Annotated in this window: 10 protein-coding genes; 6 read left to right on the top strand and 4 right to left on the bottom strand. The window is 67.2% G+C overall.

Features of this window, described 5'->3' with window-relative positions:
- The 4 genes from NA10_RS32825 to NA10_RS32810 form a co-directional block, all read left to right on the top strand.
- On the top strand, positions 1-313 hold a 313-nt coding region (locus tag NA10_RS32825), incomplete at its 5' end, for an acyl carrier protein (RefSeq protein WP_157556908.1).
- A 43-nt stretch (positions 314-356) separates the two neighbouring features.
- The gene (locus NA10_RS32820; protein ID WP_084515624.1) at positions 357-1,334 is read left to right on the top strand and encodes an ATP-binding cassette domain-containing protein; all 978 of its coding nucleotides are present in this window, start codon (positions 357-359) and stop codon (positions 1,332-1,334) included.
- A 358-nt stretch (positions 1,335-1,692) separates the two neighbouring features.
- Complete coding sequence (locus NA10_RS32815; RefSeq protein ID WP_067574597.1) at positions 1,693-2,463, top strand: ABC transporter permease; 771 nt, start codon at positions 1,693-1,695, stop codon at positions 2,461-2,463.
- Complete coding sequence (locus tag NA10_RS32810; protein ID WP_067574596.1) at positions 2,460-3,266, top strand: ABC transporter permease; 807 nt, start codon at positions 2,460-2,462, stop codon at positions 3,264-3,266. Before NA10_RS32815 ends, NA10_RS32810 begins: the two co-directional genes overlap by 4 nt.
- 22 nt (positions 3,267-3,288) lie before the next feature.
- Here NA10_RS32810 and NA10_RS32805 read toward each other — a convergent pair whose 3' ends face one another.
- The 3 genes from NA10_RS32805 to NA10_RS32795 all read right to left on the bottom strand — a co-directional run bounded on the left by NA10_RS32805 (position 3,289) and on the right by NA10_RS32795 (position 8,161).
- Positions 3,289-5,415 carry an amylo-alpha-1,6-glucosidase gene (locus tag NA10_RS32805; RefSeq protein ID WP_067574595.1) on the bottom strand — a complete coding sequence of 709 codons (2,127 nt, stop codon included), beginning with the start codon at positions 5,413-5,415 and terminating at the stop codon, positions 3,289-3,291.
- Positions 5,416-6,642: a glycosyltransferase family 4 protein gene (locus NA10_RS32800; protein ID WP_067574601.1), complete on the bottom strand. Its 1,227-nt coding sequence runs from the start codon at positions 6,640-6,642 to the stop codon at positions 5,416-5,418.
- Between the two features lie 415 nt (positions 6,643-7,057).
- Complete coding sequence (locus NA10_RS32795) at positions 7,058-8,161, bottom strand: AMP-binding protein (protein ID WP_169812689.1); 1,104 nt, start codon at positions 8,159-8,161, stop codon at positions 7,058-7,060.
- A 208-nt stretch (positions 8,162-8,369) separates the two neighbouring features.
- Here NA10_RS32795 and NA10_RS32790 point away from each other — a divergent pair, with 208 nt between their 5' ends.
- Together NA10_RS32790 and NA10_RS32785 are read left to right on the top strand one after the other, a co-directional pair.
- Entirely contained in the window at positions 8,370-8,645 is a 276-nt protein-coding gene (locus NA10_RS32790) for a hypothetical protein (RefSeq protein WP_067574593.1), read from the top strand.
- Positions 8,646-8,711: 66 nt separating this feature from the next.
- Positions 8,712-9,056, top strand: coding sequence for an MmcQ/YjbR family DNA-binding protein (locus NA10_RS32785; protein WP_067574592.1), 345 nt, complete (start codon positions 8,712-8,714; stop codon positions 9,054-9,056).
- Positions 9,057-9,089: 33 nt separating this feature from the next.
- Here NA10_RS32785 and NA10_RS32780 read toward each other — a convergent pair whose 3' ends face one another.
- Complete coding sequence (locus NA10_RS32780; RefSeq protein ID WP_067574591.1) at positions 9,090-11,126, bottom strand: M13 family metallopeptidase; 2,037 nt, start codon at positions 11,124-11,126, stop codon at positions 9,090-9,092.
- Positions 11,127-11,216: the final 90 nt, after the last annotated feature.

The raw sequence follows: 11,216 nt of genomic DNA, 5'->3' as shown, positions 1-11,216 counted from the left end.
CGGGGCCGGGGCCGGGGCCGGGGCAAGGGCAAGGGCAGGGGCCACCGCCACGGCATCCCCGGTGGTCGCCGCCGCGGCGGCGCTCACCACGCAGGACATCACCACCCGGGTGCAGGACGCCCTGCGCTTGGTCATGGGCCTGGACACCACCGAACCCATCGACGGCTCCGTGCCGCTGGTGGCGCTCGGCCTGGATTCCCTGCAAGCCCTGGACCTGCGCAAGCTCATCGAAACCCAACTCCAGCGGGATCTGCCCGTCACCGCGATCCTCGGCGGGGCCTCACTGGACGAAGTGGTGTCACTGCTCGGCTAGTCGCACACCGCCGAAATACCAAGGAAGCAGGGGGAATACCTGAATGACGAGGATGGAGAACACGGTGCCCGAACCGCAGGACGCGATCATCGTCGAGTCCGTGCACAAATCCTTCGGGGCGGTGCGGGCCCTGCGGGGCATCAGCTTCACCGCACCCGCGGGCAGCGTGCTGGGCGTGCTCGGCCCCAATGGCGCGGGTAAGACCACCACGGTCTCGGTGCTGTCCACGCTGGTGAAGCCCGATGCGGGCCGCGCGGTGGTGGCGGGCTACGACGTGGTGCGCCGGCCCACCGAGGTGCGCGCCTCCATCATGCTGACCGGGCAGTACGCGGCACTCGACGAAATGCTCACCGGCCGTGAGAATCTCGTTCTCTTCGCCCGCCTGCTCGGCCTGCGCCGCAAACAGGCCCGTACCCGCGCGGACGAACTCCTGGAGCAGTTCACCCTCACCGAGGCCGCGGACCGCCGCGTCGGCCAGTACTCCGGCGGTATGCGCCGCCGCATCGATATCGCCTGCGGCCTGGTGCGCCCACCGCGCGTGGTCTTCCTCGACGAACCCACCACGGGCTTGGACCCGGTCAGCCGCCAAAGCCTCTGGGCCCTGGTGCGCGACCTCAAACAGCAGGGCGTCACCGTCCTGCTCACCACCCAGTACCTGGAGGAGGCGGATGCCCTGAGCGACAACATCATTGTCGTGGATCACGGCACCGTCATCGCCGAAGGCACCGCCGACCAACTCAAGGCCCGCTCGGGCTCCAGCTACTGCGAAGTGGTCCCCGTCGACGCCGCCGATGTCCCCCGCCTGGTGACCACCCTCTCCACCCTGGGCGAGGTCACCGTGCCCGACTCCGCCGATCGCGTCGCCCTCCCCGCCCCCGGCGGAGCCGCCACCCTCACCGAGGCCCTGCGCCGAATCAACAGCAGCGGAATCGAATTGATAGACATCGCCCTACGCCGCCCCTCCCTCGACGAGGTCTTCATCGAACTGACCAAGCCCACCCCCGCCGAGGTGACGGCATGAATCGAACCGCGACCCAACCTCCCACACCCGCCCGCCGAACCCGCGCGAGCGACATCACCTCCCGAACCCGCGCGAGCGACATCACCTCTCGAACCCGTCCGCGTGACATCGCCTCCCGAACCTGTGCGGGTGACGTCGCCTCTCGAACCTGTGCGGGTGACGTCGCCTCCCGAACCTGTGCGGGTGACATCGCCTCCCGAACCTGTGCGGGTGACATCACCCTCCGTCATCCCGGCACGCTTTTGGCCGGGATCCATACCGACGGCACAGCAACGGGATTGGATAGAGCCCGGCCGAAGACCCGTCAATGTGCCGAGGCGGCCTCACGACGTCGGCCCCGGCCTTCGGAGGCACTCGCATGAATCAGGCTGTCATCGAACGTGTTCCGTCCGGACTGCAATGGTCGGCACTGAGCGAGCGCGGAATTCGCGCCGCGCTGCGTGAGGGTGATGTGGTGCTGGCGTCGGCCGCGCCGGTCGCCATCTACGTTTGCTTCTACATCCCACTGCGTAAGTCCATGTCCGCCACCGGAATCGACTTCGCGCAGTATCTGCTGCCGTTGGTCGCGGTGTACGCCATGTTCTTCACCGCCATGTTCGCCGCCGATCGCGCGGGGCGTGAGGTCGCGGGCGGTATGGCTACTCGGCTGCGGTCGCTGCCGGTGCGATCATGGGTGCCGGTGGCCGCGCGAATGTCCGCGAATCTGCTGCGCGGCTGTGCCGCCCTCACCAGTGCGCTGGTGGTGGGTATCGCGTTCGGCTTCCGTTTCCACGATCCGGTCACCGCGCTGGTATTCGTCCTGGTAGCACTGGCTTTCGGTGCCGTCGTCGTCATTGCGGCCGATGCCCTGGGCACCGCCACCCGCAATCCCGAACTCGGCGGCACCGTGCTGTTCGTACCCCAGCTCCTGCTGATCATGACCTCCACCGGCTTCGTCCCCGCCGAAGGCTTTCCGGGCTGGATTCAAGGCTGGGCCCGCAATCAGCCCGTCTCCCAGGTGACTTCGGCCCTGCGCGGTCTCGCCGACGGCCGCTACCCGTCCGAACTCGGCGTGGCCGCCCTGTGGATCGCGGGCCTGCTGATCGTGGGCGCGGTTCTGGCCACCCGCGCGGAAGGACGACGCGCGTGAATGCCGAAGCCGCTGTGCTGCAACCCGTTACGACCACCTCCGGCTCCCTCCCGAGCCAGGTGCTGATCGAGACCGGGCGCCTGCTGCGCCGCTGGTCCCGCCAGCAGGAGGTGATGACCAGCGCCCTGGTGCTCCCGGTCCTGCTGCTGCTCATGTTCGACCTGGTGCTGGACCGCTCGCTGGGCCTGTCCTCGGACGCCGACCCCATCTACGGTTTCGTCCCCATGATCGCCGTAGCCGGCGCCATGTACGGCGCGATGGGCACCGGCCTGTCCCTCTACGGCGAACGTCAGAGCGGTCTGCTGCGCCGCTTCTGGGTGCTCCCCATCCACCGCTCGGCGGCCATGCTCGGCCGCCTGCTCGCCGAATGCGCCCGCGCCGCCGTGGTCACCCTCGTGGTGGTGCTGATCGGCCTGCTGCTGGGCCTGCGCTTCCAGCAGGGCTGGCCGGGTGTGTTCGGAGTGCTCGCCGTCCCGGTCCTGGTCATCGCGGGTTTCACCCCGGCGGTAATCCTGGTGGGCGTCAGCCGAATCGGCGACAAGGTGGTCCAATTGGCCGCCATGGTCGTCCTGATCGGCATGTTCTTCAACTCCGGCTTCGTCCCCCTGGACAACTACCCGGAGCTCATCCAGCCGATCGTCCGCGCCCAGCCGATGAGCTGCGCCATCGAAGCCATGCGCGGCTTCATCCTGGGCGGCCCGGTCGCCACCCCACTGCTCCAGACGGCGGCGTGGTCACTCGGACTCGCCGCCGTCTTCGGCGTGCTGGCCGTGCGCGGCTACCGCGCCGCGGCCGAAAGTTGAACCGTCGTCGACGATTCGCCCGTCAGTGCGTCACCAGCCTCCAGTCGTCGGGGAGGTTGGAGGCGGTGACGCGGTCACCCTCCACCACCAGATCGATGACCGCCCCGCCCAGCCGCAGATCGGTGAGTTCCACCCGCCCCCAGCGTTCGGGCAGGTGGGGCAGCACCGTCAGCGTCCGGCGCGGGATATCCGGATCCAGCCCCAGGAACGACCGCACCAGCAGCAGCGGCGCAGCACTGGCCCACGCCTGCGGTGAGCAGGAGGTCGGATAGGGGACCGGTGCCGCGAACTTGGATCGCGGGAAACCGCAGAACAATTCGGGCAGCCGCCCGCCGAAACTGCCCGCCGCGTCCAGCAGGCCCTCCGCGAGCCGGGTGGCCAATTCGATGGCTCCGGGAATATGCCGGTACCGCAGCAGTCCCGCCACACCGATCGCCGTATCGTGCGGCCATACCGAGCCATTGTGGTAACTCATCGGATTGAACGCGCCCATCTTGGAAGAGAGCGTGCGCAAACCGAATCCGGTATCCATATCCGCGGCCGAGAGTTTCTTTATCACCTCCGCCGCATGCTCGTCCGAGACGATTCCCGACCACAGGCAGTGCCCGATATTGCTGGTGAGCGCGTCCAGTTTGCGTTTATTGCCATCCAAAGCAACGGCGAACCAACCCTTTTCGGGCAACCAGAACGCCTCGGCGAATTTGGTGCGCAATTCGGCGGCGCGGTCGCGCAGATGTCCGGCCGTGGTGCCGTCCCCGAACTCCTCGGCCAGTTCCGCGCGGGCCAGCAGTGCGGCGTAGGCGTACCCCTGCACCTCGCAGAGCGCGATCGGCGGTTCCGGCAGATGTCCGGCCGCGTCATTGATGCCGTCGAAACTGTCCTTCCAGCCCTGATTGATGAGCCCGCGATCGGTGGCGCGCCGATACTCCACGAACCCGTCACCGTCGCGATCGGCGTAATCCGCGATCCACGCCAGCGCGGCATCGGCGGCCGGCAGCAGCGCCTGCACCGCCTCGGTTTCCGCGCCCCAGCGCCGCGCCTGCGCCAGCAGCATGACGAAAAGCGGTGTGGCGTCCACGGTTCCGTAGTATGTCTCACCGCCCAGCACCGCGCCCGAGGCCGGACCGCGCCGCATCTCGTGCATGATGCGGCCCGGCTCCTCCTCGGTCATGGGATCCACCCGCTGCCCCTGCATCTCGGCCAACTGCTGCATGGTGCCCAGCGCGAGCCCGACATCCAGCGGCAGCGCCATCCACGCGGTGAGCAGTGAATCGCGGCCGAACAGCGTCATGAACCAGGGCGCGCCCGCGGCCACGAACGGCCGCCCGCCCCGATTGTCGTCATGGATCTGCAATGCGCCCAAATCGCTTTCGGTGCGCGCCAATACCAACGCCAACCGCGGATCGGTGGAGGTGATATTGGTGGCGGTATCGCGCCAGGCCGCGATCTTGCGACTCGGCTCGCTGAATTCGTAATGCTCGCCGACTCGCAGCGGGGAGTGGATGGTCTGGCTGCCCATGGTGGGCTGGGCCAGGATCTCGGTCTGCCAGCTGCCACCGGCGGGCACCACGGCCCGCCAGGACAGCGAACCCGGAAGCACCACCGGCGTTTCCGAGGAGGAGACCGACAGTCCCCGCGAACGATCCGACCGGTCGTTTAGTAGCAGCTCCAGATCGGTGACCAGGATTTCCGCGCGCGCACTCGCCGTACGCCCTTCCTTCACCGCGAACAGATCCACGAAATCGGCGTCGATCAGCAATTGCAGATCCACCGCCGTGGTCTCGCGACCCATATTCTCGACCGTGATGGTTTCCCGAAGACCATCCGCTACCAAACGCTCTCGCACAATGAGAACCGTGCTGTCCGCTGCGCCGACCCGGGGAGGCCGGCGCAGTATGAACCGGGCGGTGAAGGCCTCCGGGCTCAATACCGACAGCGGCTCCGGCCGCTGCCCATCCAATCGCAGTTCCCAGCGGGACAGCACCCGGGCATCGCGGAAGAACAGTCCGTACGGGGTACCCGGCTCGACATCGCCGAGCCGATCCGACAAACAGAACGTACTGCCCTCCACCAGCGTCACCGCACCGCCGGCACCGCCCAGCGCGGACGGTTCACCCCCGTTGAGCACGGTCGGAACCTCTTCGTTCACTCAGACTCTCCCCTTCGATGATGTGGTCGATCCGGAGCCCCGCCCCGGCCCGGTACCCGCCGAACGCTGCGGGGCGGGCAGGGACTGATGCGCGGCATTGGCGGACCAGCCGTGCACGGCGGTGGTGCGACCCACGCGGCGCGGCCGATAGCCCCGGACCACCCGCTGATAGATCTCCTCGTACCCGCGCCCGAGGGTGTCCGCGCCGAAATGGTCGACCACATGCGCGCGCATGGCCGCCGGATCATAGGTCTGCACTTCCTTGACGGCCGTGGCCAATTCGGCGGGATCATCGCAGATCCGGCCGGTGACACCGTCGACGATCACCTCGGCGACCGCACCACCGCGCAGGGCCACCACCGGGGTGCCGCACACCATCGCCTCGATCATCACCATGCCGAACGGTTCCTCCCAGCGCACCGGGAACAGCAGGCAGCGCGCCCCGGCGAGCAATGCACGTTTGGCCACGGCATCGGCCATACCGAACATGTGATCGCGCTCGGTGAGCAATGGCCGTACCGCGCTGTCGAAATAACGCAGCTCGGGCGGTTCGGCGCATTTTCCGGCGAGTACCAGCGGGATATCGGCGGCATGCGCGGCCTCCAGCGCCAGATGCGGCGCTTTGTCCTCGGTGAACCGACCCAGGAACAGAGCGTAGTCGTCCTTCTCCGCGCGGTAGGGCCAATCCTCCACACGGAGCGCATTATGGACGCGGCCAACCCAATTCAGATCCGGTGCGAGCGAGCGCTGGCGATCGCTGATCGCCACCAGGTGCGCTTCCTCGCCGAGCTCGCTGTAGTACAGGTACGGATCGCCGTTCACCGGGCCGTGCACGGTCACCACCGTGGGCAGGCCCAGATCGCGATAGACCGGCGTATTCAGCGCACCCGCGAATGTGTGATCGTGCACCACATCCAGTCCGGTCGCGGCCAGCCGCTCCAGTGCCCGCCGAACCTTCAACGCGTGCACCACCTCCGGGAACGGATCCCCGAGCCGATCGGCTTGAATCCGATCCCACAGCGGGATCAACCGCCCGCGGGTACCGTTCACACCCGCGCCCAGCAGTGTCACCTCGTGCCCGCGATCGACCAGGGCGTCGACCAGATCGGCGACGACGGCCTCCACGCCGCCGTATGCCTTGGGCGGGATGTCGAAGTACGGGGGCACCACCATCGCGATGTGCAACCGATCGCGGTCGAGGGATGCGAATTCGAATGCGGCGCTCATGGCCACTCCTTCCGGAACACCGTCGAGACCCGGGATTTCGGGTGACGACACTGGCGGCCGACTCCGGTGGCAGATCGAAAGCGACTATGCCGCAGTGGACGACCGGTTCACCGTGCGCGTCATAGCGCGGGTGAACCGGTCCTCAGGTCCGACAGCACGCTCGAGTTCTTGAACGCCTGGTGATCATCGCACCGGCCGATGCCTGTGATTCGGTGACAACGCACAAAGATTCGGCGTGGACGACTCCAGCACCATTGGCGAGACCGTCACCGTCGTTATCGCACGGTGCGACCGTAATTCAGGCACCCCGGGCGCGTCCTCGCGCTCGGCGGCCATTGGGTGATTTCCACAATATCGCCGAGAATCACATCCGCAGTGCGGATCGAAGAGGTTCCGGTGTTTATTGGCGGAAAGTTCAGGCCGCGTAACCGACTTCGTCATCCGCGCCGGAAGAGATCCGATCGGCCGCGGTGGCCGCGCCGGCCGCGTCCATGGCAGCGGCCGTGACCAGTGCATCCGCACCCGCGGCGGCGGTGTCGAAGACCAGCCAGCCGTCGGCGGTCCAATGCCCGCGCGCGCCCGTGCGGCAGAGGTTTCCGGTGGTGAACGGGTCCGCCACGAATCCCGGCGCGTGCGCGGCCAGCGCCGCGCCGCCGAGGTACACCTCGCCGGTCTCACCGGGGGCGACCACGTTCAGCGACGCGTCCAGCACCAGCAGTCGCGCGCCCGGAATCGGCCGTACCCGGCCCGAACCGTCCAGCGGTCCGCGCGCGGCGACGCCCGCGTACTCCGCGGCGCTGTAGGCGAATCCGGCCACCGAACCGGGGGCGATGGCGCGCAGCAGCCCGGAAAGCACCGCCGGGCAGGAGGTTCCGGTGACATCCCAGCGCCGCACCGAGGGCAGCGCCGGGGCCGGGCGATCGGCCAGCCCGGACAGGATGGCGACCGGGGCCACCACATGGGTGGCCGCGCAGGTGGAGATGAGTTCGGCCAGCGCCACCGGATCATCGCGCTGCGCCTCGGTGGCCAATACCAGGGTCGCGCCGTCCGCGAGCGCGGCGAGCAGTTCGACCGCGGCGTCCGCGCAATCCCAGCGGGTGGCGAACAGGCGCACATCGGCCGAGCCGAAGGCGCGATCGATCCGGGTCTCACGGTGATCGGCGACCACGGCGCGGCGATCATCCGCGGCGGCGGCCAGCGCGTCCGAGGTGAGCGAGATGCCGGACGCGCCGAAGGAGAGGGGCGAATCGGTCTGCGTGGCTTCGGCGATATCGCACAGCAGCGTGGCCAGACCGTCCAGACTGGGACCGGCGGTGCCGATGGCGGAGCCATCGAGCCGTCCGAAGAGTTCGGCATAGGTCAGGATGTGACCGCCGTGTCGCACCGCGGTACGCAGCACGGGCACGCGACGCCCGCATTCGATCAGCGATTCCACCGAGGGCACGTCGTACAGTTCGACTCCGTTGGCCCATTCGTCCACGAGTCGATGCCGCTGCATCGCGGAAAGACTCTCCGGCACCCTAGGCTCCATCGCTAGCACCCCCGAACAATGACTTATGCAACCCTAACCTAATCGACGCGGGACACAATAGGCAGTCCCATCGGGGATCGAACAGGCAACAGCTTTCGACAGAGAGTCGCGATGAGGTCGGTCCGCAGCTCAGCGCCCCGGAAGCGAGTAATCCTGGTCGCCTGCGCTGTTCTTTTTGCCCTGTTCGCCGCCGCCTGTGAGAAACACAACGAACCAACCGGTCCCGTCGCATCCGCACCCCGCCCCGGTCACCATTACCCATGCCTTCGGCGAAACCACCCTCGCCACCGTCCCCAAACGGATTGCGGCCCTGGGCAACCAATGGCTGGACACGGCCCAGTCACTCGGCGTCACCCCGATCGCGTACCTCAACGATCTCGCCACGCCCGCCGTCTTGCTCACCGTCGAAGAGCTGAGCGCCCTGAACCGCCCCACCCCCCTCTCCCTGCCGCACCTCCTCGACAGGCTGTAACCGGCCCTGGCCAACGCCGACGGATAGCCCTTTTCGCTGTCGTACCCGCCTGGGAAGATCGGCCGTATGCGGGTGACCGGTGAGGATGTGCGGGTGGTGGCGCTGTCGTTGGGGGAGGTGCGGGAGCGGTTCGAGTGGGAGATGCCCACCTTTCGGGTCAAGGGGAAGTTGTTTCTGACATTGCCGGAGGGGGAGACGTCCATGGCGGTGCGGTGCCCCATTGCCGAGCGCAATGAACTGGTGCTGGCGGAACCGGAGAAGTTCTGGGTGGCTCCGCACGAGGCGGGTGGGGCATGGGTGCGGGTTAGGTTGGCGGCCTTGGACGATCGGGAGGAATTGGAGGCCATCGTCGTGGATTCCTGGCGGCAGGCCGCGCCCGCGAAACTGGTGGAGGAACATTTCTCCGGGTAGCGCGGTGCGAAAGCGCTACCCGGACAGCGGGTTTCAGAAGGTGATGCGCTGATCCTCGGGGAGGAAGAGTTTATCGGTCGGCTGTACGCCGAACGCGGTGTAGAACTCCGGCAGGTTGCGAACCACCTGGTTGCAACGGAATTCGTCGGGGGAGTGGGTGTCGGTGAGCGATTCCGCCGCCAGCTCCTTGGTCATCTTGACCCGCCAGCCGCGCGCCCAGGACAGGAACATGGTCCGGTAGTCCGGATTGTCATTGCCCGCACGCTTTTCGGCAATGCGGTAGGCGGCCAGGGCAATCTCCAGACCGCGCAGATCGGCGAGGTTCTCGCCCAGGGTGAGGCGGCCGTCCACATGCTGATCGGGGGTCAGGCCCTCGGGGACCAGCGGATCGAATTGCGCCACCAGCTTATCCGCGGTCGCGTCGAACGCCTTGCGATCATCGGCGCTCCACCAGTCGTGCAGATTGCCGTCGCTGTCGTATTTGGAGCCCTGATCGTCGAAGCCGTGCCCGATCTCATGGCCGATGGTCGCGCCCACCGCGCCGAAGTTCACCGCGAGCTGCGCGTCCTTGTCGAAGTACGGGGCCTGCAAATACGCTGCGGGGAAGACGATTTCGTTCAGCGGCGGCGAATAGTAGGCATTGACCGTCTGCGGGCTCATGCTCCACTCGGTCTTGTCGACCGGCTTGCCCAGGCGATCCCAATCCCGCTTGTTCTCGAAAACCCCGATATTGCGCAGGGATTCGATGAGCTTGCCGCGCACGATCTTCAACTGCGAGTAGTCCACCCAGTTGTCCGGGTAGCCGATCTTGACCCGCATCTTGTCCAGCTTGGCCAGCGCCGCGTCCCGGGTGGGCTGGGTCATCCAGCGATTGGTGCGGAAGTTCTCCCGATAGGCGGCCATGAGATCGTCCACCATCCGCTTGACCTCATCCTTGGACTCGGGCGGAAAGTACTGTGTCACATACAATTTGCCCAGCTGTTCGGACAGCTGCGAGTCCACCAGATCCACGCCGTACTTCCAGCGCTCGGGCCGTTCCTTCTGCCCGCGCAGCATGGTGCCGAAGAAGCGCAGGTACGCGTCATTGAAGGCCAGCGGCAGATACCGGGCGAAACCGCGCACCAGACCCAGCTTCAGATATTCGCGCCACACCGCGATATCGGTGTCGGCCCAGATCTGCGCGGCCGTGGTCACGAACGACGGCTGCCCGACCACCACCTCCGCGAACAGCTCCTTGGGCCGGTCGGTCTGACCCGCCAGCCAGGGCTCCCAATCGAATCCCTTTCCCAATTCGGTCAATTGGGTCCAGGTCATCCGGTTGTAGCTGGCATTGGCGTCCCGCGTGCGGACGCTGTCCCAGTGCGCCGCCGCGATCCGCGTCTCCAGATCGAATATCCGCTGCGCCATACCCGCCGGGTCCGGGAAGTTCGCCGCCTTGGCGGTCTCCTCCAGATAGGTGCGGTAGCCCGCGCGGATCTCGGCGTACTGCGGTTTGCGGTAGTACTCCTCGTCCAGTCCTATCCCGGCCTGTCCCACGGTCGGCACATAGCTGTCCGACTTCTTGCGGTCGACCGCGACGCCGATGCCGATCAGCCCGCTGCCGGGCAGTTCGGCCATCACGCGCGCCAGCTCGGGTTTGGTCGCGGCGTGATCGACCTTGTCGAACAGATCCGCCAGCGGCGTCAGGCCCAGCTTCTCGACGGTGTCCCAATCCACCCGGGCGTCATACAGATCGCGAATCTGCTGCGCCTCCGAACCCGGCTTCGGATCCTTGATGCCGTCGATGATGGCGCGCAATCGATCCTGGGTGCGCTCGGCGGCCTCACTGCCCGCGCCGTAACTGGTCTTGTCCGGCGGCAGCTGATAGTCGCGCAGCCACTTGCCGTTGACGTACCGGTACAGATCGTCCTGCGGCCGGACGGCCTCGTCCACCCCCGCCAGATCCGGACCCGACAACTGCTTCGGCGCTGTGTCTTTCGTGCACGATGCCAGTGCGGCGGCGGCCGGAACCAGCCCGAGTGCGATCAGAAAAGCGCGGCGATCAAGGCGCACCGGACCCGACGAAGTCACGAAAAAACCTCCCGGTGCGGAGCGCCGCACCCCTGCTCGTAGCCAATGGTGCGCCCGAGGCTACCGGGGTTCGCCCGCCCGCGTCGGTCT

The sequence above is a fragment of the Nocardia acidivorans NBRC 108247 genome, from assembly GCF_001625085.1.
GTDB lineage: Bacteria > Actinomycetota > Actinomycetes > Mycobacteriales > Mycobacteriaceae > Nocardia > Nocardia acidivorans.
This window is presented reverse-complemented; position numbering and strand designations above follow the sequence as displayed.